The following is a 24,620-nucleotide window of genomic DNA, read 5'->3' as shown; positions in this document are numbered from 1 at the left end:
CCGCGAGACTGCAACGGCGACTTCGACGGCTGCGAAAGGGAAGTGAATTGGCGTCCAACGCAAAGACCCGGACGAAGCGGCCGACGAAAGCCGAACAGCGCGCCGAAACGATGGAACAGATACTCGACACCGCCGAGCAGCTGTTTTCGAAACATGGATTCTACGGCGTCACGCTGAAGGATGTCGCCAAGCAGGTCGGCGTCCATCACACGCTGCTCAACTATTATTTCGACGACAAGAAGACCTTGTTCGAGGCGGTGTTCGCGCGCCGCGCCGTCGTCACGATCGAAAAACGGATGAAGGCGCTCGACGATTATGATCGCGCCGCGGGCGACAGCCCTACGGTCGAAGGGGCGCTCCACGCCTTCCTCGACACCGACCTCGACCTCTATATTCAGGGCGGCGAGGGATGGAAGAATTACGGCGCCTTCGGTGCGCAGGCGTCGAACAGCCCCGAAGGCGCCGAGTTCATGGACAAATATTTCGATCCCGTGGTGCTGCGGCTGATCGGGATATTGAAAAAGGCACTGCCGGAGGCGGACGAGGAAGATATTTTCTGGGGCTATCATTTCGTCACCGGCGCACTGATGCTCACGCTCGCGCGCACCGGGCGCATCGACAAATTGTCGCACGGCCTTTGCCGGTCGGACGATTATGAAGCGGTGAAGGCGCGCATGGCGCGCTTCATGGCCGCGGGCTTCCGCGACATCTGCGAACAGCGACGGAGCGAACGAGCGGACTGACGCAGCCGGAGAGGGGCGATCGGTTGGCGCGCATTGCGCCGGTCATTTCATTCACTCACAAGAGAGTTATTATGAAAGCTGAAGGGGACAAGACGATGGAACTGGCGGGGCGGGTGGCAATCGTGACCGGTGCGGGCGGCGGGCTCGGGCGGGCTCATGCGCTGATGCTCGCGCGTCACGGCGCGCGCGTCGTCGTCAACGACCGCGACGGCGAGGCGGCCGAATGCGTCGCGGCCGAGATCGCCAATGCCGGCGGAGAGGCGATGCCCGCCTCCGCCTCGGTGACCGACGAAGCCGCGGTCGCGGCGATGGTCCACGCCGCGACGATGGCGTGGGGCGGCGTCGACATATTGGTCAACAATGCCGGAATCCTGCGCGACAAGAGCTTCGCCAAGATGGACCTCGCCGATTTCAGATTGGTCGTCGATGTGCATCTGATGGGCGCCGCGATCTGCTCGAAGGCGGTGTGGGATCAGATGCGCGAGCGCCGCTATGGGCGCATCGTCATGACGACCTCTTCGTCGGGTCTCTACGGCAATTTCGGTCAGGCCAATTACGGCGCCGCGAAAATGGCGCTCGTCGGGCTGATGCAGACGCTCGCGCTCGAGGGCGAGAAATATGGCATCCGCGTCAACTGCCTCGCGCCGACCGCCGCTACGGGAATGACCGAAGGCGTGCTCTCGGCGCAGGCGCTCGCGCATCTCGCGCCCGAGGCGGTGAGCCCCGGGCTGCTCGCGCTCGTCGGCGACGCGGCGCCGACGCGCGCGATCCTCTGCGCCGGCGCCGGCCATTTCGCCGTCGCGCACGTCACGCTCACCGAAGGCGTTTTCGTCGGCCGCGGCGACGATGCGGCCGGGCGCGTCGCCGCCGAGTGGACCCGGATCGACGACCGGCGCGGCGAAATCGTGCCCGCCTATGGTTTCCGGCAAGCCGAACGCGAACTCGCGAGTGCCGGATACACCGCGCCGACGATGGCGTTCGCGCGCTGAAATTCCCCGGGGGCGCGCGCGGACGGGCCGGCAGAGCCCGCCGCCGCTGCCGGGCTGCAAGGGAGAAGGACATGACGACCGACAGCGAAGCCCTGCCCGCCGAAGGGGCGAAGGGGCAGAATGAAAAGCTCGTGATCGCCGCCTCGTCGCTGGGGACGATCTTCGAATGGTATGACTTTTACCTTTACGGACTGCTCGCCAGCTCGATTTCGGTCCATTTCTTCTCGGGCGTCAACGCGACCACGGGCTTCATTCTCGCGCTGATGGCCTTTGCCGCGGGCTTTGCGATCCGGCCGTTCGGCGCGCTCGTTTTCGGCCGCGTCGGCGACATCGTCGGGCGCAAGAACACCTTCCTCGTCACCATGGCGATCATGGGACTGTCGACCTTCGCCGTCGGATTTCTTCCCGGCTACGACAGCATCGGCATCGCGGCGCCGATCATTCTGATGCTGCTGCGGCTCTTGCAGGGCCTTGCGATCGGCGGCGAATATGGCGGCGCGGCGGTCTATATCGCCGAGCACGCCCCGCCGGGAAAACGCGGCTTCTATACCAGCTTCATCCAGACCACCGCGATGCTCGGGCTGATCATCGCGTCGAGCTTCGTCGTGTCGCTGCGGCTGTTCATGGACGCCGACAGCTTCGACGCCTGGGGCTGGCGCCTGCCGTTCCTCTTCTCGATCGTCCTGCTCTCAGTCGCGCTGTGGATCCGGCTCCAGCTCGAGGAAAGCCCGGTGTTCCAGCGGATGAAGGCGGCCGGCGCGACCTCGAAAGCGCCGCTCAAGGAAGCGTTCGGCGAGTGGCGCAACCTGAAGGTCGTGCTGATCGCCTTGTTCGGCGCGGTGGCAGGGCAGGCGGTGATCGGCTTTGCCGCGCATCTCTATCCGCTCTTCTATCTCGAAAAGATCGCGCGCGTCGACGGTGCGACCGCCAACTTTCTCGTCGCGACGGCACTGACCCTTATCATCCCCAGCTTCGTCTTCTTCGGCTGGCTCAGCGATCGCATCGGCCGCAAGCCGATCATGATGAGCGCGTGCGTCGTCGCGGTCTTCGCCTATTTCCCGCTCTATCAGGCGCTCGTCGCCGCGGCGAACCCGGCGATGGCCGCCGCGATCGAGCGCGCGCCGGTCACCGTCGTCGCCGATGCGCGCGAATGTTCGTTCCAGTTCGACCCGATCGGGCAGAACCGGTTCGACGCGACCAGCTGCGACATCGTGAAGGCCTATCTTGCGCGCAGCGGCATCAACTATATCAATATCGACGCGGCGTCCCGAACGATCGCCGAGGTGCGGATCGGCGACGACGTGCATGTCGCGCCCGATCCCGCGACCCTCGACGGCGAAGCAAGGGCGGCCGCGATCGCGCGCTTTCAGGGCGAAGTGCAAGGGGGACTGACCCGCGCAGGCTATCCGAAGGATGCCGACCCGGCGCAGGTCGACAAGCTGAAAGTGATCGGCATCCTCTGCATCTTCGGCGTGCTCGCGACGATGGTTTACGGCCCGCTGGCCGCGCTGCTCGTCGAGCTGTTCCCCGCGCGCATCCGCTACAGCTCGCTGTCGCTGCCCTATCATATCGGCAATGGCTGGATCGGCGGCTTCATGCCGACGATCGGCTTCGCGATGGTCGCGGCGACCGGGAATATCTATCAGGGGCTGTGGTATGCGGTCGTGGTCGCGGCGGTAACAGCAGTCGTCGGAATCCTTTTCCTTCCCGAAACCTATAAGCGCGATATCGAGGCCCAAATGTTTAGGCCCAGCGTGCGAGGGTCGTCTGGGGCAAATAATTCTCTCTTAGGGATATAATTTTCTTTACAGGACGATATGAATGTCCACAATCGGGCAATCAAGAGGGATGGCATCGCTCGCAGTCTGGGGTTTGTTCGGCGGCAATTTCCGTCGCTCGACGGCGCGATCCGGAAGCTGGGGGAGGCGGGGGTGCAGGCAATGAAATTCGCGGCGAGCGGATGGTCGCGCAGCGGATCGGGCGGATCGCCCTCGAACTGCCGCCCCTGCCGTCCGAAGAAGCCAAGAGCGAAAACCGGGGAGCCTGCCATGACCCGTCCTTTGCACCGCCTCGCCCGCTCGTTCGTCCTTGGAACCGCGATCGTCACGCTGTCCGCGGCCGCAGCCACGGCGCAGACTGCGCCGTCCGCCGACGTGCTGATCCGCGGCGGGTCGATCTATGACGGCAGCGGCGGCGACCCCTATGTCGGCGATGTGCTGATCAAGGGCGACCGGATCGTCGCCGTTACCCACGGCGCGTCGGGCGCCAGGGCGGAGACGATCGTCGACGCCAAGGGACTCGCGGTCGCGCCGGGCTTCATCAATATGCTCAGCTGGGCGACCGAATCTTTGCTGCTCGACGGGCGCGGCATGTCGGACATCAAGCAGGGCGTGACGCTCGAGGTGATGGGCGAGGGCTGGTCGATGGGACCGATGACCCCCGCGATGAAGGCGCTCGCCATCCAGCGACAGGGCGATTTCAAATATGACATCCCCTGGACGACGCTCGGCAATTATCTCGACTATCTGACCGAAAAGGGGATTTCGCCGAACGTCGCCTCCTTCGTCGGCGCGGGCACGGTGCGCGTCCATGTGCTGGGCGAAGGCGACGTCGATCCCGACGCGGCGCAGCTCGGAAAAATGCGCGCGCTCGTTCATCAGGCGATGCAGGAAGGTGCGATGGGGGTCGGCTCGTCGCTGATCTATGCCCCCAATGCCTATGCCGAGACCCCCGAACTCGTCGCGCTCGCGACCGAAGCCGCGCGATGCGGCGGCATGTATATCAGCCACATGCGGTCCGAGGGCGACCATATCGAGGAGGCGGTCGACGAGCTGATCGAGATCAGCCGCAAGAGCGGCGCGCCCGCCGAAATCTATCACCTCAAATTTGCCGGCAAGGCAAACTGGGGCAAATATGATGCGATCATCGCCAGGGTCGAAGCCGCGCGCAAGGCGGGGCAGCGCATCACCGCCGACATGTACACCTACACCGCCGGTGCGACCGGGCTCGATGCGGCGATGCCGACCTGGGTGCAGGCGGGCGGCTACGAGAAATGGGCCGAGCGGCTGAAAGACCCGAAGATCCGAGCGCGGGTGGTCGCCGAGATGAAGGCGCCGGGCAAGGATTGGGAGAATCTCTACAACGCCGCGGGGACGCCCGACAATCTGCTGCTGCTCGCGTTCAAGAACCCCGAGCTGCGCCAATATACCGGCAAGACGCTCGGCGAGGTCGCAAAGCTGCGCGGCACATCGCCCGAGGAAACCGCGATCGACCTGGTGATCGAGGACGGCAGCCGCGTCGGCACCGCCTATTTTTTGATGAGCGAGGAGAATGTCCGCAAGGCGGTCGACCTGCCGTGGATGTCCTTTGGTTCCGACGAGGAAGCCGCTGCGCCCGAAGGGCTGTTCCTCAACGCCAAGCATCATCCGCGCGCCTATGGCAATGTCGCGCGGCTCCTCGGCAAATATGTCCGCGACGAAAAGGCGACGAGCCTGCAGAGCGCGATCCGCCGCTTGACCAGCCTTCCCGCCGGCAACCTTGGCATCCGCGACCGCGGCACGCTCGCGCCCGGCTATTTCGCCGATGTCGTGCTGTTCGACCCGGCGACGGTGCAGGACCACGCGACTTTCGAAACGCCCGATCGCTATGCCACCGGCGTGCGCGACCTGTTCGTCAACGGCGTGCAGGTTCTGAAGGACGGCGAGCACACCGGCGCGACACCCGGAAAAGTCGTGCGCGGTCCGGGCTGGACCGGCTGGCCGGGCGGCGGAGCCTGCGCCGCCGATCCTGCCAAGCCATAGAGTCCGTCCCGTTTAGAGCGGCGTGCATTAGATCGGCACGAACGGCGAGACGGGTCGGATTTATGGTTCGCCGCTACGGTGAGAAACCTTTCCAGCCGGACCGGTGAATCCGGGCGCCGAGGAAGGTCCGTCCAGCTACGAAGTCGTTCCTTTTACACGATGAATTGATCTGACCTGATCCAGAGCCCCGGCCGGGTTCAGGGTTTCACCCGATTGCTGGCCGACCGCTGCACTCCATTATGGGCGGCGTGTTCCAACGTGCTGAGCGCGCGCCGCAACAGGAGGTCGCATGATGCAGCGCAAGACGATGCGTCGGTCGCTTCTTTCGTGCAGCGCGCTGGCGGAGCCGAACCGGACTCCGGGTGCGGCCGCGCTGCTGGCGGGCCTGCTGTTGTTCGCCGCCGCACCCGTCCATGCCCAGACGGCGCCCGCGCCGCCGCTGCCGAGCGGCGGCGTGTTCGTCAGCGGCAAGGGGACGATCGGCGACGCGGCCGGCAAGACGCTCTCGATCGAGCAGTCCTCTGCGCGCGGCGTTATCGACTGGCGCAGCTTTTCGATCGACCTCGACCATAAGGTGACGATCGACAACGGATCGGGAGCGACGCTCAACCGCGTGATGGGCGGTCTGATGTCGCAGATCAACGGATCGCTGAGCGCGACCGGGTCGGTCTATCTGATCAACCCGCACGGCGTCGTGGTCGGCGCCGAGGGGACGGTCGTCACCGGCGGCGACTTCGTCGCCTCGACACGCGCGGTCGATCCCGACCGGTTCATGGCGGGCGGCGATCTGACCTTCCGCGGAAGTTCGGCGGGCGACATCGTCAATGCGGGTCGCATCGAGTCGCTCGAAGGCAGCGTCGCGCTGTTCGCGCGCTCGGTGACCAACAGAGGCGCGATCCGCGCGCCGAAAGGGCGCGTCACCGCGGCGGCGGCGAACGAAATCCTGCTGACCACCACCGACGGCAAGGCTGATCGGGTCTATGTCTCACCGGGATCGGGCGGCGGCGACATCATCCAGGCGGGGCAAATCGAGGCGGCGGCGGTTGCGCTGCGCGCGGCGAAGGGCAATATCTTTGCGCTCGCGGGCAATCGCGACGGGCTGGTTCAGGCGACGGGGACCGCCGTGATCGACGGCGAACTGTGGCTGACAGCGCCCGAGGGCAGGGTCGAAGTCGCGGGCAAGCTCGCCGCGACCAACGCCGACGGCAGCGGCGGACGCGTCGCCGTCAACGGCCGCGATGTCGCGCTGGCATCGAGCGCCGTCATTTCGGCGACGGGCACACGCGGCGGCGAAGTGCTGATCGGCACGAGCGGCTATGCGACCGGCGCCGATCTGGCGGACCGCACGACGATCGCCAGCGGCGCGGCGATTGCGGCCGGCGGCCCCGGCGGCGGCGGACGGATCGAAACCTCGGGCCGGACGTTCGACCTCGGCGCAGCGACGATCGCGGCGGGCGCGGGCGGCGCGTGGCTGCTCGACCCCGACGACATATTGATCGACAGCGCCGCCGCGGCGACGATCGCCGGCTCGCTCGATGCGGGCACCGACGTCACGCAGCAGACCACCGCCGGCGGCACCGGCGGGGTCGGCGACATCACCGTCGCCGCGCCGATCGTCTGGACGAACACGGCGGGCGATCTGACGCTCGACGCCTTTCGCAACATCGCGGTCGAGGCGGAGATTTCGGGCGGCGGCAACGTCACGCTCACCGCCCAGGGCGACATTGCGATCGACGCGGCGGTGTCGGGCGCGCAGCTTCTGGCGCAGGCCGTGGGCACGACGGCGATCGGCGCGGCGGGATCGCTCGCGGGCACCGGCGACGTCACGATCGAAACCGGCATCTTCACCAATCAGGGCGGCGCCGGCGCGGTCAGTTCGTCGGGGGGCGTGTGGTTGATCGCCTCCGACGACGCGGCGAACGACAGCGACGGCGGACTGACCCCCGACTGGTATCAATATGATTATGACAATGCCGGCGGAGCGCCCGCCGCGGGCAACGGCCGCGCCTATCGCACCGCGCCCAGCGCCAGCTTCACGCTCGGGCCGGTGGTCAAGGATTATGACGGCACCACCGACGCGCTGCTCGACGACAGCAACGTCAATGTCAGCGGGCTGATCAACGGCGACGATTTCACGCTCGACGGCAGCTATGCGACGAAGGATGCCGGCACCGGGATCGACGTGACCGCGACCAATTTCGAGGCGAACCGCGGCGGCATTCCGGTGTTCGGCTATGACGTCACGACGCCGAGCGTCACCGATGCTGTGGGGACGATCAACCGCGCGACGCTGACCGCGGCGATCGTCGGCACGCCGACCAAGACCTATAATGCGACCACCGCGGTCGCGCTGACCTCGGCGAATTTCCAGCTGACCGGGCTCGCCGCAGGCGAGACGATCACCGTCAATAGCGCCGCGACATCGGCCTATGACAGCGCCGATGCAGGGAGCCGCACGGTCGATGCGACGCTGCAAACCTCCAGCTTCACCGCCGGGTCGGGCACATTGCTCACCAACTATATCCTGCCGACGAGCGCGAGCGGCGCCGGGCTGATCAACCCCGCGACCCTGATCATCAACGGTATCACCGCGAACGACAAGGTTTACGACGGCACCACCGACGCGACGCTGAACACCGGGGGCGCGTCGATCTTCGGCGTGGTCGGGGGCGACACGGTGACGCTCGATGCCAGCGGCGCGACGGGCAGCTTCGCGACCGAAAATGTCGGGACTGCGATCGCGGTGACCGCGAGCGGATTCGTGTTGTCGGGCGCCGACGCCGCCAACTATGTCGCGGGCCAGCCGTCCGATCTCGCCGCGAACATCACCCCCGCCTCGCTGGTCGTCTCGGGCCTCGTCGCGAACGACAAAATCTATGACGGCACCACGACGGCGGCACTCAATTCCGCGGGCGTGCAATTTACCGGTCTGATCGCGGGCGACGATGTGGCGTTGGGCGGCGCCGATCCCGAAGTGAATTTCGCAACGAAGAATGCCGGCACCGACATTTCGGTGACGATCAGCGGTGCAACGCTGACCGGCGCGGACGCGGGCAATTATAATCTGTCCTATTCGGGCGCGCTGGTCGCCGACATATTGCAGCGCCAGTTGACGATCGACGTCTCGGCGATGCCGACCAAAGTCTATGACGGGACGACCAATGCGGTGGTTCCCGGCGGCGGCGTGACGCTCGACAATGTCGTCGCGGGCGAGAGCGTGACCATCTCGCAGGCGGCGGGGATCGACTATGCGTCGAAGAATGTCGGCATCTGGGACATCACCGGCACGCTGACGCCCGCCGACTATCAGGCGGGGCCGGGCACCTTGCTCGCCAACTATGTGCTGCCGACCTCGGTGACGGTGCAGGGCGAAATCACCCCGGCGCCGCTGACGATCGTGATCGTCAACGACCCGACCAAGCCCTATGACGGCAATGCCAATGCCTCGCTCGGGCCGAACAATTTCGCCGTCGACGGCTTCGTCGCGGGCGAAGGCGCTACGGTGACGCAGACGAGCGGCCAATATGCCTCGTCCGATGCCGGCACCTGGACGGTGAGCGCTTCGCTCGACGAGGGCGATTTCGATACCGACCCCGGAACGATGATGTCGAACTACATCATCCCCACGCCCGTCTATGGCCCCGGAACGATCACGCGCATCCCGCTGGGACCGGGCGTGGTGACGGTCGACATTACCGGCAACCCCTCGAAAACCTATGACGGCACCACGGTCGCGACGCTGACCCCCGACGACTATACGCTGGGCGGCTTCATTCCGGGCGAAGGCGCGACGATCACCGAGACGGTCGGCGAATATGATTCGAAGGATGCGGGCTCGCGCGCCGTGCTCGTCCTGCTCGATCCGACCGATTTCGACCCCGATCCGGGCACCAACCTCGACAATTATACGCTTCCGACACAGGCGACGGGGATCGGCACCATCTTCCAGAAGGCGCTGACCGCGGCGATCATCGGCAATCCGACGAAGGTCTATAATGGCACGACGCGTGCGGTGGCCGGGCCGGCGAACTACAGCATCACGGGCGTGATCGCAGGCGAGAGCATCACCGTCGCGCCGGGTGTGGTCGCCAACTATGGCAGCGCCGACGCGGGCGCGCGTATCGTCACCGCCAATTTCACCGCCAATTCGAACTTCGTCGCGGGCACCGGCACCTTGCTGTCGAATTATATGCTGCCGACCAGCGCGACCGGGCCGGGAACGATCACCCCCGCGCCGCTGCTCGTGCTCGGGGTCAGCGCGCAGAACAAGGTCTATGACCAGACCACCCTCGCGACGCTGACGGGGTCGGCTAGCCTGTTCGGGGTCGTCGCGGGCGACACGGTCGTGCTCGAAGGCGGTTCGGCCGCGGGCGCCTTCGCGACGCCCGATGTCGGAAACGGCATTGCCGTCACGGTGACCGGCTATGATATTTCGGGCACCGACGCGGGCAATTACCAGCTGTTCCAGCCCGATGGCCTCAGCGCCAACATCACGCCGCGCGGGCTGACCATCGTCGACCTCCTCGCGCTCGACAAATTCTACGACGGCACGACCGCCGCGACGCTCGACCTCGGCAGCGCGAGCCTGTCGGGCGTGCTCGCGGGCGACGACGTCGATCTCGACGACAGCGGATCGAGCGCGCAGTTCCTGCAAAAGAATGTCGGCACCGACCTGCGCGTGCTGGCGGACGGTTTTGCGCTGTCGGGTGCGCAGGCGGGCAATTATTCGCTGTCGCAGCCGGGCGGGCTCACCGCCGACATCAATCCGCTGGCGCTGACCGGCGCGATCGTCGGCAATCCGACCAAGACCTATGACGGGACGACCAGCGTCTCGCTGACCGCCGCGAATTATTCGCTCGGCGGCTTCATCGCGGGCGAAGGCGGGTCGATCACCCAGTCGGCGGGCGCCGCCTATGACAGCCCTGACGCCGGCGCGCGGACGGTGACCGCGAATCTGGCGGTGTCGGACTTCGTCGCCGATCCGGGCACGCTTCTGTCGAACTATGTGCTGCCGACGTCGATCTCGGGCGCGGGGACGATCAATCAGGCGCAGCTGATCGCCGCGATCGTCGGCAACCCGACGAAGGTCTATGACAGCACGACCGCCGCAGCGCTGACCAGCGCCAATTATCAGCTCCAGGGCTTCGTCGCGGGCGAAAGCGCGACGGTCACCGAGACGGTCGGCGCCTATGACCAGAAGAATGTCGGCAGCCGCACCGTGACTGCGGCGCTGGGCGCGGGCGATTTCGCCGCCGGCGGCGGCACCAACCTTTCCAACTATGTGTTGCCGACGAGCGCGAGCGGCGCGGGCACGATCACCCCCGCCGAAGTGCAGGTCGTCGGCATCCTCGCGAACGACAAGGTCTATGACGGCACCACCGCGGCGACGCTCGACAGCAGTGGCGGCGGCCTGACCGGCGTATTCGGCGGCGACACGGTGACGCTCGTTTCGGGCGGGGCGAGCGGTGCTTTCGCGACGAAGAATGTCGGCACCGACATTCCGGTGACCGCGACGGGCTATGCGATTTCGGGTGCCGACGCGGGTAATTACACGGTGCTGCAACCCTTCGGGCTGATGGCCGACATCACCGAGGCGACGTTGCAGATCGCGTCGGTGACCAAGGTCTATAATGCCGATTTCGACGTGCCGACGGTCGGCAGCGCCTACACGCTGTCGGGCGTGGTCGCGGGCGATACGGTGAGTGTCGACGCGTCGGGCATCACCGGCGCCTATGCGAGCAAGAATGTCGGCAGCAATATCCTCGTCGACCTCCAGAATGTTGCGATCACCGGGGCGGACGCGAGCAATTACACGATCGCGGCGACGGTGACCGACGGGCCGATCGGCATCATCACCCCGGCGACGCTCAACATCCTCGGCGTGCTCGCGCTCGACAAGACCTACGACCAGAGCTCGGTCGCGGCGCTCGACAACAGCGGCGCCGCGCTCGACGGCGTGCTGACCGGGCCGCTCGGCACCGACGACGTCACCCTGTCGGTGGCGGGAAGCAGCGGCACCTTCGTCGACGGGTCGGGCAACCCGACCGCCAACGCCGGCACCTGGACCGTCGAGACTGCCGGATACACGGTCTCGGGCGCCGATGCGGGCAATTACAATCTCGTCCAGCCGCAGGGGCTGACCGCGACGATCGACCCGCTCGAGATTTTCCTCGCCTCGGTGACCAAGGTTTACGATGGCACCACTGCGCTGCCGACCGCATCGACCGGCTATAGCTTCACCGGGGTGCTGAGCGGAGACACGGTGATCGCCCAGACCGCGGGCGTGACCGGGCAGTATGACGACAGCAAGAATGTCGGCACGTCGAAGCCCGTGACGGTGAACAATCTGACGCTCACCGGCGCGCAGGGCGGCAATTATTTCATCAGCTCGAGCATCACCGACACGATCGGCACGATCACGCAGGCGACGCTCACCGCCTCGATCATCGGCAATCCGACCAAGACCTATGACGGCGACGCCACAGCGACGCTGACATCGGCGAACTACCAGCTTTCGGGCTTCGTGCTGAGCGAGGGCGCGACGGTGACGCAGACTGCCGGCACCTATGATTCGCCGAACGTCGATGCGGCCAGCGTCACCGCCGACATCACCGGCTTCATCGTCGCCGATGGCGGCACCGACCTTGCCAATTACGTCCTGCCGACGAGCGCGAGCGGCGCGGGGACGATCGACCCCCGGTTGCTGACCGTGTCGGGCGTGCTCGCGAACGACAAGGTCTATGACGGCACCACCGCCGCGACGCTGAACAGCGCCGGCGCGTCGCTCAACAATGTCGTGTCCGGCGATACGGTGTCGCTCAACAGCAGCGGCGCGACGGGGGTCTTCGCGCAGGCCGACGTCGGCACGAACATCGCGGTCACCGCGTCGGGCTATACGCTCGATAACAATCCGTTCGGCAACTATGTGCTCCAGCAGCCGCAGGGGCTCAGCGCCGACATCACCGCCGCGCTGCTGACCCTGACCGAGGTCAGCCGCGTCTATAACGGCCTCACGACGCTGCCGACCGACGCGGCCGCCTATACGCTGAGCGGGATCGTTGCGGGCGATGCGGTGACGGTCGATGCCGCGGCGGCGGCAGCAAGCGGCAGCTATGCCGACAAGAATGTGGGCACGGGCATTCTCGTCACGATCGGCAATCTCGGGCTCACCGGCGCGGACGCGGGCAATTATTCGATCGTTTCGTCGATCACCGACGAGGCGATCGGGACGATCACTCCGGCGATGCTGACCGCCACGATCATCGGCGATCCCACCAAGACCTATGACGGCAACACCGCCGCGACACTGACCAGCGCCAATTATCAGCTCAGCGGTTTCGTGCTCAGCGAGGGCGCGACCGTCGGCCAGACCGCGGGCCTGTATAATTCGGCCAATGTCGTCGAGGCGAACAGCGTCACCGCGACGCTCGGCGCGGGCGATTTCACCGCCGATTCCGGCACCGACCTCAACAATTATATCCTGCCGACGAGCGCCACCGGCGCGGGGACGATCGACCCGGCGGCGCTGACCGCGGCGATCGTCGGCGATCCGACCAAGACCTATGACGGGACGACCGCCGCGACGCTGACCGGCGCGAACTACAGCCTGACCGGCTTCGTCGCCGGCGAGGGCGCGAGCGTGACCGAGACCGCGGGCGTCTATGACAGTGCCAACGCCGGCAGCCGCACGGTCACCGCGACGCTGACCGGCGGGGACTTTACCGCCAATGGCGGTACGTTGCTGTCCAACTATGTGCTGCCGACGAGCGCGAGCGGCGCGGGAATGATCGACCAGGCGCTGCTCACCGCGGCGATTATCGGCGATCCGACCAAGACCTATGACGGAAACAGCGCCGCGACGCTAACCAGCGCCAATTATCAGCTGACGGGTTTCGTTGCGGGCGAAGGCGCGACGGTGACCGAGACGGCGGGCCTCTATGACAGCGCCAATGCGGGCAGCCGCACGGTGACCGCGACGCTGACCGGCGGCGACTTCACCGCCGACAGCGGCACCCTGCTCGCCAATTATGTGCTCCCCACCACCGCCAGCGGCGCCGGCACGATCGACCAGGCGGCGCTGACGATCGCGATCATCGGCGACCCGACGAAGACCTATGACGGAAACAGCGCCGCGACGCTGACCAGCGCCAATTACAGCCTGACGGGCTTCGTTGCGGGCGAAGGCGCGACGGTGACCGAGACGATGGGCCTTTACGACAGCGCCAATGCGGGCAGCCGCACGGTGACCGCGACGCTGACGGGCGGCGACTTCACCGCCAATGGTGGAACGCTGCTCAGCAACTATATTCTTCCGACGAGCGCCAGCGGCGCGGGGACGATCGACCAGGCGCTGCTCACCGCGGCGATCATTGGCGATCCGACCAAGACCTATGACGGCACGACGGCGGCGACGCTCACCAGCGGCAATTATCAGCTTTCCGGCTTCGTCGCGGGCGAGGGCGCGACGGTGACCGAGACCGCCGGGCTCTACGACAGCGCCAATGCCGGGTCGCGCACCGTGACCGCGGCGCTCGGGGTCGGCGACTTCACCGCGGACAGCGGCACGCTGCTCGCCAACTATGTGCTGCCGACGAGCGCCAGCGGCGCGGGGACGATCGACCAGGCCGTGCTCACCGCCAGCATTGTCGGCATCCCGACCAAAGTCTATGACGCCAACAGCGCGATCACGCTGGCGCCCGGCGACTATCAGCTGACCGGCTTCGTCAGCGGCGAAGGTGCGACGATCACCCAGACCGCGGGCCTGTTCGACGATCCCAACGCCGGCATCCGTCAGATCACCGCGATGCTCGCGGCGGGCGATTTCACTGCCGACAGCGGGACTTTGCTCGCCAACTATGTGCTGCCGACCGAAGCGACCGGGGCCGGACTGATCGAACGCGCGCAGCTCACCGCGGCGATCATCGGCAACCCGACGAAGACCTATGACGGGACGACCGTGGCGACGCTCGGCAGCGCCAATTACAGCCTCAGCGGCTTCGTCGCCGGTCAGGGCGCGACGGTAACCGAGACGATGGGGCTCTACGACAGCGCCAATGCCGGAAGCCGCACGGTGACCGCGAGCCTTGGCAGCGCCGATTTCACCGCCGACAGCGGCACCTTGCTCACCAACTATATCCTCCCGACCAGCGCAACCGGCGCGGGAACGATCACGCAGGCGACCCTGACAGCAGCGATCATCGGCAATCCGACCAAGACCTATGACGGGACGGCCGCCGCGACGCTCACCGGCGCCAACTATCAGCTCAGCGGCTTCGTCGCGGGCGAGGGCGCGACGGTGACCGAGACGATGGGGCTCTACGACAGCGCCAATGCCGGAAGCCGGACAGTGACAGCGACGCTGGGGGCGGGCGACTTCACCGCCGACAGCGGCACCTTGCTCGCCAACTATGTCCTGCCGACGAGTGCCAGCGGCGCGGGGACGATCGCGCAGGCGCTGCTCACTGCGGCGATCATCGGCAACCCGACCAAAACCTATGACGGCACCACGGCCGCGATGCTGACGAGCGCCAACTATCAGCTCTCCGGCTTCGTCGCGGGCGAAGGCGCGACCGTTACCGAGACGGCGGGTCTCTATGGCAGCGCCAACGCCGGCGTCCGCACGGTCACGGCAACGCTGACCGGCAGTGATTTCACGGCGACCGGCGGCACCTTGCTCAGCAACTATGTCCTGCCGACGAGCGCGAGCGGGCTCGGGACGATAGATCAGGCGGAGCTGACCGCTGCGATCATCGGCAATCCGACCAAGACCTATGACGGCACGACCGCCGCGACGCTGACGAGCGCCAACTATCAGCTCAGCGGCTTCGTCGCGGGCGAAGGCGCAAGCGTGACCGAAACGATGGGCCTCTACGGCAGCGCCAACGCCGGCACCCGCACCGTGACCGCGACGCTGACGGGCGGCGATTTCACCGCCGACAGCGGCACGCTGCTTTCGAACTACATTCTGCCGACGAGCGCGAGCGGGCTCGGGACGATCGACCGGGCGCAACTGACCGCCGCGATCGTCGGCAATCCGACGAAGACCTATGACGGCACGACCGCCGCGACGCTGACCAGCGCCAATTACCGCCTCACCGGCTTCGTGGCGGGCGAGAGCGCGACCGTGACCGAGACGGCGGGCACCTATGCCGCGGCCAATGCCGGGCCGCGGCTTGTCACAGCGACGCTCGACAGCGGCGATTTCGCCGCGGGCAGCGGCACGTTGCTCAGCAACTATATCCTGCCTACGAGCGCCACCGGGCTGGGCACGATTGCGCAGGCCTTGCTCACCGCGGCGATCATCGGCAATCCGACCAAGACCTATGACGGCACCACTGCTGCGACGCTGACCTCGGCCAATTATCAGCTCAGCGGCTTCGCCGCGGGCGAGGGCGCGACGGTGACCGAGACGATGGGGCTATACGGCAGCGCCAATGCGGGCACCCGCACCGTGACCGCGGCTCTCGGTTCGGGCGATTTCACCGCCGACAGCGGGACGCTGCTTTCAAACTATGTCCTGCCGACGAGCGCGAGCGGACTCGGCACGATCGCGCAGGCGCTGCTCATCGCTTCGATCATCGGCGATCCGACCAAGACCTATGACGGAACGACGGCGGCGACGCTCACCAGCGGCAATTATCAGCTTTCCGGCTTCATCGCCGGCGAGGGCGCGAGCGTCACGCAGACCGCCGGAACCTATGACAGCGCCAACGCCGGTGCGCGCACCGTCACCGCCGTGCTCGGCTCAGGCGATTTCGCCGCCGACAGCGGCACCTTGCTGTCGAACTATGCGCTGCCGACGAGCGCGAGCGGGGCGGGGACGATCGACCAGGCGCTGCTCACCGTGGCGATCATCGGCAACCCCACCAGGGCTTATGACGGCACGACCGCCGCGACGCTGACCAGCGCCAATTTCGGCCTGACGGGTTTCGTCGCGGGCGAGGGCGCGACCGTCACCCGGACGGCGGGCACCTATGCCTCCGCCAACGCCGGGCCGCGCCTGGTGACCGCCTCGCTGGCGGCCGGGGACTTCGCGGCGGACAGCGGGACCTTGCTGGCGAACTATATCCTGCCGACGAGCGCGAGCGGGCTCGGCACGATCGACCGCGCGCCGCTTACCGCGGCAATCATCGGCAACCCGACCAAGACCTATGACGGCAACACCGCTGCTACGCTGACCAGCGCCAACTACAGCCTGTCGGGCTTCGTCGCGGGCGAGGGCGCGACGGTGACCGAGACCATGGGCCTTTATGACAGCGCGAACGCTGGCGGCCGCACGGTGACGGCGGCCCTCGACACGGGCGACTTCACGGCCGACAGCGGAACGCTGCTCGCCAACTATATCCTGCCGGCGACCGCCAGCGGTGCGGGGACGATCGACCAGGCGCTGCTTACCGCGAGCATCGTCGGCAATCCGACCAAGGCCTATGACGGCACAACCGCCGCAATCCTGACCTCGGCCAATTATCAGCTATCGGGCTTCGTTGCCGGAGAGAGCGCGACTGTCACCGAAACCGCGGGTCTCTATGACGATCCCAATGCGGGAAGCCGCATGGTCAGCGCTGCGCTCGGCGCGGACGACTTCGCGGCGGGCAGCGGCACCTTGCTCAGCAATTATGTGCTGCCGACGAGCGCCAGCGGCACGGGGACGATCGAACGCGCGCTGCTCATCGCGGCGATCATCGGCAATCCGACGAAGACCTATGACGCGACCGCCGGTGCCTCGCTGACGAGCGCCAATTATCAACTCGCCGGCTTCGCCGCGGGCGAAGGTGCGACCGTCACCGAAACCGCGGGCCTCTACGACAGCGCCAACGCGGGCAGCCGCACGGTGACCGCGACGCTCGACGCCGGCGATTTCGCCGCCGACAGCGGCACGCTGTTTTCCAACTATATCCTGCCGACCAGCGCGTCGGGGATGGGGACGATCGACCCTGCGTTGCTGACGGCCGCGATCATCGGCGATCCGACGAAAATCTATGACGGCAACGCCGTCGCGACGCTCACCAGCGCCAACTACAGCCTTACCGGTTTCATCGCAGGGGAAGGCGCCAGCGTCACGCAGACGGTGGGCGCCTATGATTCGGCCCATGCCGGGGACCGGACCGTGACCGCCAGCCTTTCGGCGGGCGACTTCGCGGCGGACAGCGGCACGCTGCTTTCGAACTATGTCCTGCCGACCGAGGCCGCGGGGCTGGGCACGATCGACCCAGCCCAGTTGGCCGTGAGCATCACCGGCTTCCCGACCAAGCCCTATGACGGCAATGATTTGGCGTTCCTGACGCCGCCCGACTACACGATCACGGGCTTCGCGCCGGGCGAAGGGGCGACGATCACCCAGGCGCAGGGCAACTACGCCAATTCGGATGCGGGCATCTGGCAGGTGCAGGCGACGATCGACGCGTCGCAATATCGGCCGGGCAGCGGCACCGACCTTTCCAACTATATTCTTCCGACCCTTGCGGTCGGGCCCGGCGCAATCCTGCCGAACACCACCCCCAGGGATCTTGGATATATTATGGGCAAGCCGCATTTCTACATTCCCTATCCGTCGCTCAACGGGCTCAATCAGGGCTACACCAACACGCTCGCGGGGCTGCCGACGATCATCGCCCTCGGCGGCGAGGGGCTGGATGCCGACGGATATTGGCTCCGCACGGGTCAGCCGGTGATCAATTCGATCGAGGGCGTGCTGCAACAGGGCTATCGCACCAAGCGCCTGCGATTCGCCTTTCCGGTGCCCGCCGCGTCGCAGCAGGCGCCGGCTCGTCCATGATCCGCTGCATCGCCCTTTCGTCATCCGGCGTCCTGGCGCTTGCGCTATTCGCCGGCCTCGCCTGTCCGACCGCTGCATCGGCGCAGGATTTCGAGCGCGTCCTGCCCAAAGCGCCGCCGCCGCAGCCCGTCGAGGATGCCGTGGAACCCGCGACGCCGCCGGACGTCAGCGACGACCAGACGGTGCTCGTGCCGAACCTGCAAGGGGTTGTGTTCGAACCCGGCAGCGGCCTGACCGACGCAGCCGCAGGCGCTGCGCCGGCGGGCACCGGCGCCGTCTCCGCCCGGGGCCTGCCGCCGCTCGAAACCCCCGAATTCGCAGCGCAGGTCCAGCCCTATGTCGGCAAGCCGCTGACCCGCGCGGGGCTGGAGGCCATCGCCCAGCTCGCGCGCGACGCCTATCGCGATGCCGACCGTCCCTTCGTCGAAGTCTCGGTGCCGCAGCAGAATATCGCCTCGGGCGTGGTGCGCCTGCTCGTCACCGAGTATCGTGTCGGCGACATCAGCGTCACCGGCAACCGCCATTTCTCGACCGAGCTGATCCGCGGCATGGCCGACCTCGAACCCGGCGATACGCTGACCCTGCCGACGGTGCGCGAGGCGCTCCACGACTATAACCAGAACCCGTTCCTGACGGTCAATGCGGTGACCAGCCCGGGGTCGGAGACGGGGCTGACCGATGTGCGGCTCGAGGCGCAGGACCGGCTGCCGCTGCGCGTCTATGGCGGCTACGACAATCAGGGCGCGCGCACGCTGGGGCGCAACGAATGGTTCGTCGGCTTCAACTGGGGCAATGTCTTCGGATCGGGGCAGACCTTTTCCTATCAGTTCACCCGCAGCTTCACCGGCGGCTATACCTCGCATTCGGCGAGCGACGTGATCCCGCTCAACCCGACCGACAGCCTGCTCATTTATGGCGCCTATGCGATCCAGAAGCCCGACCTTGGCAACATCTTCACCAGCAAGGGCCATTCGGGGTTGGTCAGCGCGCGCTGGGCGCACGACCTCAACGATCGGGCCGGCGGGCGGCAGACGCTGCGCATGGGGGCCGACTTCATCCGCACCGATAATAATCTCGATTTTCTGGGCATCCGCATCCTCGATTCCTCGGTCGATGTCGTCCAGTTCCCCTTCATCTATTCGGGCAGCTTCCCCGACGAGCATGGCGAGACCGCGGTCGAGGCGTCGCTGACCTTCTCGCCGGGCAATATCACGGCGCATAACGACGATGCGTCGCTGCAGATGCTCGTCCCCTATGCCGACGCAACCTATATGTATGTCCGCGCATCGGCGACGCGGACCAATTTCTTCGAAGGCGAGAACAGCCTGATCGTCCGCGGATTGTTCCAGATGGCCTCGGCGAACCTGCCGTTCAGCGAACAGCTCGCCGGCGGCGGCTTTGGCGCGGTGCGCGGCTATGAACCCAATGCGGCGCTCGGCAGCAACGGTCTGCTCCTGTCGTCGGAAGTCCGCTCGGCGCCGTTCAGTCTGCTCGGACTGAAGGGTGAGTTCGAGGATTATATGCAGATCGGCCTGTTCCTCGAATATGCGCGGCTGTGGCAGGTCAAGGATTTCCCCGACATTCCCGGTGCGACCGACCTGGCCAGCGTCGGCGTCGCGCTCAACTATCAGATCGGTCGCCACGCCAGCGTCCAGCTCAACGTCGGGCAGCAATTGTTTGCGCTTCCGGGCGAGCGGCACGGTGACACGCGCGGCGCGATCGTCGCGACGATCAGCTATTAGAGCAAATTGCGCGAAATCTGAATCATCCGCATCCCCGAGCCCTTCGACTGCCCTGGCGGGCGCTCAGGATGAACTTCGGCCTTTGGCCGAAGACGAGGGGCTCGTTCGAGCGGAGCGAGAACCGCAGCGTCGCCGCCTCGACTTCGCTCGGCAATGCCCCTCGTCTTCGCTCGGGGAAACGGTGCAGATTTCCGGCACGATGCTCTAACGCGCCGCGGCGTCAGTTGCGCCCGGCGACCATCCCGCGCGCGATCACCTGTGCCTGAATCTCGGCCGCGCCCTCGAAGATATTGAGGATGCGCGCATCGCACAGGATGCGGCTGATCTCATATTCGAGCGCATAGCCGTTGCCGCCGTGGATTTGCAGCGCCGCGTCGGCGTTCGACCAGGCGGCGCGGGCGCCGAGCAGCTTGGCCATCCCCGCCTCGATGTCGCAGCGCTTGCCCCCGTCCTTGGCGCGCGCGGCGGCGTAGGAGAGCTCGCGCGCGGTGACGAAATCGACGAGGCTCATCGAGAGTTTGTCGGCGACGCGCGGGAAGCGGACGATCGCCCGCCCGAACTGCCTGCGGTTCAGGGCGTAATCGAGCCCCAGTTCGAGCGCGCGGCGCGCGACCCCGACCGCGCGCGCGGCGGTCTGGATGCGCGCGCCCTCGAAGGTGCGCATCAGCTGCTTGAAACCCTGCCCTTCCTCGCCGCCGAGCAGCGCGTCGGCGGGCACCGTCATCGCGTCGAACTGCAACGCATATTCGCGCATCCCGCGATAGCCGAGCACCGCAATCTCGCTGCCGCTCATACCGGCGGCGGGGAAGGGAGTGGCGTCGGTCCCGCGCGGCTTCGGCACCAGCAGCATCGAAAGGCCGGCATAGCCTTTGGCATCGGGCAGGGTGCGCGCAAGGAGGGTCATCAGGTCCGACCGGCTCGCATGGGTGATCCACGTCTTCGCGCCGTCGATCTCCCAATGGTCGCCGTTGCGACGAGCGCGCGTCTGGAGCGAGCCAAGGTCGGAGCCGACGTCGGGTTCGGTGAACACTGCGGTCGGCAGAACCTCACCGTTCGCGATCTTCGGCAGCCATTCGGCCTTCTGCGCGTCGGTGCCGCCCATCGCGATCAGCTCGCCTGCGATCTCCGACCGCGTGCCGAGCGACCCCGCGCCGATCCAGCCGCGCGACAGTTCTTCGGTGACGATGCACATCACCAGCTTGCCGAGGCCGAGGCCGCCATATTCCTCCGGGATGCACACGCCGAAAGTCCCCAGCTCAGCCATCGCCGCCACCGTCGCGTCGGGGATCAGCGCGTTGGCGAGGTGCCAACCGTGCGCGTGCGGGAGGATCGCGGCGTCGGTGAAGCGGCGATATTGCGCGCGGATCGCGTCGAGATCGGCGTCATACAGCGTCTCGCTCGGCCACTGGCCATCGGCGAGCGCGGCGGCGACCCCGGCGCGAGTCTCTGCATGATCGGCGTCGAGAAGGTCGGCGCAGGTATCAGCCAGCGTGCGCGCGGCGCCACTGATCCCGAGGTCGGCGGGGCGGAAAATCTCATTCTGCCCCATCGGCAGGCCGCCGACGAGCTGGCCGATACCTTCGGCAAAGGCAAGCGTCGCGATCTTCGCGTCGAGCGGATTGGCGCCTTGCCCGGCGTCGAGCCAGTCGAGCACCGCCTCGAGCGCCGCGACCATCGTCGCGACCCACGCAAAGCCGTGCGCCGCGCGCTGCTCGCGGTCGATCGGCCGCGCTGCAAGCCGTTCGGCAAGCGCGGCTTGCGCTGCGCCGCGATAGGTCTGCGCGGCTGCGAGCGCGCTTTTCAAATCGGTACGCATCTTCGGAGCTTGTCCTCTCTTCCTTCGTCACCCCGGACTTGATCCGGGGTCCATGACATCGGCGCCGGAATGGACCCCGGATCAAGTCCGGGGTGACGAGTAGGAGAGGCTCGTTTCAATTGGATCGCCTATTGCTGCCCGGTCGCACCTGCTCAAACCGCGCGCTCGAAGATCGCGGCGATGCCCTGACCGCCGCCGATGCACATGGTTTCAAGGCCATAGCGACCGTCCCTGCGCACCAGCTCGCGGGTCAGATTGGCAAGGATGCGCCCGCCGGTCGCGCCGATCGGATGGCCGAGCGAGATGCCCGAGCCGTTGACGTTGAGGATGTCGCCCCGGCTGTCGTCGTCGGACCAGCCCCACCCCTTGAGCACCGCGAGCACCTGCGGCGCGAAAGCCTCGTTGAGCTCGACAAGGTCGATGTCGCCCCAGCCGAGGCCATTGCGTGCGAACAGCCGTTCGACGGCGGGCACCGGCCCGATTCCCATCCGGCTCGGGTCGCAGCCCGCGGCGGCCGAGCTATGATACCAGGCGATCGGCTCGAGCCCGAGTTCTTCGAGCTTGTCCTCGGCGACGACGAGGCACGCCGCGGCGGCGTCATTCTGCTGGCTCGCATTGCCCGCAGTGACCACGCCGCCCTCGAGCGCGCGCAGCTTGCCGAGCGATTCCATCGTCGCGTCGGCGCGATAGCCCTCGTCATGGTCGAAGACGATCGGGTCGCCCTTGCGCTGCGGCACACTGACCGGGACGAGTTCGTCGTTGAACAATCCCTTGTCCCATGCGGCGGCGGCGCGCTGGTGGCTGCGCACCGCATAGGCGTCGGCGGCCTCGCGGGTGATGCCATAATCCTTCGCGAGATTTTCGGCGGTCTCGATCATCCCCGAAATGACGCCGAAGCGTTCGATCGGCTGCGACATCAGCCGCCCGCGCGTCAGCCGGTCGTGCAGCGTCAGATTGCCCGCACGCACGCCCTTGCGAATGTCGGTCGAATAATGCTCGACATTCGACATGGATTCGACACCGCCCGCGACGACGACATCGGACATGCCCGTCTGCACCATCATCGCGGCGTTGACGACCGCCTGCAGCCCCGACCCGCAGCGGCGGTCGAGCTGGTATCCGGGGACCTCGAGCGGCAGGCCGGCGGCGAGCCACGACCAGTGGCCAATCGCGGGCGCCTCGCCATTGCCGTAACCTTGCGAGAAGACGACGTCGTCGACGCGCGCCGGGTCGATTTTCGTGCGCTCGACCAAGGCTTTCAGGATCACCGCGCCCAGCTCACCCGCGGTGAGCGGCGACAGGGTGCCGCCGAACTTGCCGACGGCGGTGCGGATCGGGGCGACGATGGCGGCGCGGCGCAGGGTCATATCGGGTCTCCAACATTTGTCAGGTCATAAGCTTGTGTGCCCCCGCGAAGGCGGGGGCCCATCATCCAACCCTCGTGTTCCATACCAACGGCTAGGGAGCGGCGAGAGCGCCGGTGATGGACCCCCGCCTTCGCGGGGGCACACGGAGAGAAAAAGGGCAATTTATCCGGCACCGACCACTCCGTCGTCGATCAGGCGGGCGATTTCGCCCGAGCCAAGCCCGAGCCGCTCCGCCAGTACCTCCTCGCTGTGCTGGCCATTTCGCGGGGCTGGGCGGGGGGGCTGGCGCTCCATCTGCGGCACCGTCGCAAAGGCGCCCGCGGCGGGATAGGCAAAGCCGCTCGGATTATCGGCGGCGCCGAAGATCGGATTGTTCGCGACGAGCGCGGGGTCGTTCGCGGCGTCGAGCATCGTGCGATAGGGCGAATGGACGATCCCGCCCGCGTCGAAGGCGGCGGCGAGATCGGCGTGGTCGCGCGCCGCAATCGCGCGCTCGAACAGCGGATAGAGCGCGTCGCGGTGCTGAAAGCGCAACCCGTCGTCCTTGGCGAAGCTGACGCCGCGTGTCGCCTCGACCGCCGCGACCGCGTCGCCGAGCTTCAGCGCCGCGATCAGGTTGGTCCACTGGCGCGGGGTCACGACGACGATCATCGTGCGCACCCCGTCGCGCGTCGTGAAATCGCGCCCGAACAGCCCATAGACCGCATTGCCGAGGCGCGGCCGGTTTTCACCCGAATAGAGCATTTCGGCGATGCCGCCCATATTGGCGACGGTGCCGATCGCGACGTCCGAAAGCGGCAGGCGCACCTCGCCGCCTTCGCCGGTCGCGGTGCGGCGCTGGATCGCGGCGAGCAGCGCAAAGGCGGCATAGGCACCCGTGAGCAGATCCCACGCGGGGAGGACATGGTTGACCGGCTCGGGGCCGGGTCCGGTGAGCATCGGATAGCCGACCGCATTGTTCACCGTATAGTCGAGCGCGGGCGATCCGTCGGGCCAGCCCATCACGCGCACGGTGACGAGGTCGGGGCATTCCTTTGCCAATGTCTCGTGCGACAGGAAGCCATCGACCGGGAAATTGGTCACGAACTGCCCCGTCGCGCGCACGAGCGCCTGCAACAGCTCGCGCCCCTCGGGCCGGCCAAGGTCGAGCGCGACCGACTTTTTCGCGCGGTTGAGATTTTCCCAATAGAGCGAGTCATTCTCCGCCGTCACCGGCCAGCGCCGGAAATCGGGGCCGCCGCCGATCTGGTCGACGCGGATCACCTCGGCGCCGAATTGTGCGAGATAGAGGCCGGCGGTGGGCGAGGCGACGAAGGACGACGCTTCGATGACGGAGAGGCCGGAGAGGAGCTTATACATGGGCGCCGCCTCGCCGAACGAGGAGGATG

The 24,620-nt window shown here is 66.8% G+C and carries 9 protein-coding genes; 6 read left to right on the top strand and 3 right to left on the bottom strand.

Features of this window, described 5'->3' with window-relative positions; genetic code table 11:
• Positions 1-47 precede the first annotated feature (47 nt).
• From CHB69_RS08590 to CHB69_RS08565, 6 genes are all read left to right on the top strand, one after another.
• Positions 48-743: a TetR/AcrR family transcriptional regulator gene (locus CHB69_RS08590; protein ID WP_245836641.1), complete on the top strand. Its 696-nt coding sequence runs from the start codon at positions 48-50 to the stop codon at positions 741-743.
• A 71-nt stretch (positions 744-814) separates the two neighbouring features.
• The gene (locus CHB69_RS08585) at positions 815-1,732 is read left to right on the top strand and encodes an SDR family NAD(P)-dependent oxidoreductase (protein ID WP_245836640.1); all 918 of its coding nucleotides are present in this window, start codon (positions 815-817) and stop codon (positions 1,730-1,732) included.
• Between the two features lie 71 nt (positions 1,733-1,803).
• A complete protein-coding gene (locus CHB69_RS08580) occupies positions 1,804-3,531 on the top strand; it encodes an MFS transporter (protein ID WP_089215600.1) in 1,728 nt (575 codons plus the stop codon).
• A gap of 249 nt (positions 3,532-3,780) precedes the next feature.
• Positions 3,781-5,532 carry an N-acyl-D-amino-acid deacylase family protein gene (locus CHB69_RS08575; protein ID WP_089215735.1) on the top strand — a complete coding sequence of 584 codons (1,752 nt, stop codon included), beginning with the start codon at positions 3,781-3,783 and terminating at the stop codon, positions 5,530-5,532.
• Between the two features lie 289 nt (positions 5,533-5,821).
• The gene (locus CHB69_RS08570) at positions 5,822-18,307 is read left to right on the top strand and encodes a YDG domain-containing protein (protein WP_089215599.1); all 12,486 of its coding nucleotides are present in this window, start codon (positions 5,822-5,824) and stop codon (positions 18,305-18,307) included.
• On the top strand, positions 18,304-20,049 hold the full coding sequence (locus CHB69_RS08565) for a ShlB/FhaC/HecB family hemolysin secretion/activation protein (RefSeq protein ID WP_089215598.1): 1,746 nt from the start codon (positions 18,304-18,306) through the stop codon (positions 20,047-20,049). The genes CHB69_RS08570 and CHB69_RS08565 overlap by 4 nt, the downstream gene beginning before the upstream one ends.
• Positions 20,050-20,269: 220 nt before the next feature.
• Here the strand turns inward: CHB69_RS08565 and CHB69_RS08560 are convergent, their stop codons facing one another.
• The 3 genes from CHB69_RS08560 to CHB69_RS08550 all read right to left on the bottom strand — a co-directional run bounded on the left by CHB69_RS08560 (position 20,270) and on the right by CHB69_RS08550 (position 24,591).
• On the bottom strand, positions 20,270-21,865 hold the full coding sequence (locus CHB69_RS08560; protein ID WP_089215597.1) for an acyl-CoA dehydrogenase family protein: 1,596 nt from the start codon (positions 21,863-21,865) through the stop codon (positions 20,270-20,272).
• Positions 21,866-22,017: 152 nt separating this feature from the next.
• A complete protein-coding gene (locus tag CHB69_RS08555) occupies positions 22,018-23,232 on the bottom strand; it encodes an acetyl-CoA C-acetyltransferase (protein ID WP_089215596.1) in 1,215 nt (404 codons plus the stop codon).
• Between the two features lie 162 nt (positions 23,233-23,394).
• Positions 23,395-24,591, bottom strand: coding sequence for a CoA transferase (locus tag CHB69_RS08550; protein WP_089215595.1), 1,197 nt, complete (start codon positions 24,589-24,591; stop codon positions 23,395-23,397).
• Positions 24,592-24,620 lie beyond the last annotated feature (29 nt).

It is taken from the genome of Sphingopyxis indica, assembly GCF_900188185.1.
Taxonomy (GTDB): domain Bacteria; phylum Pseudomonadota; class Alphaproteobacteria; order Sphingomonadales; family Sphingomonadaceae; genus Sphingopyxis; species Sphingopyxis indica.
The sequence above is the reverse complement of the archived record's forward strand: the minus strand, read 5'-3'. Positions and strand labels throughout refer to the sequence as shown.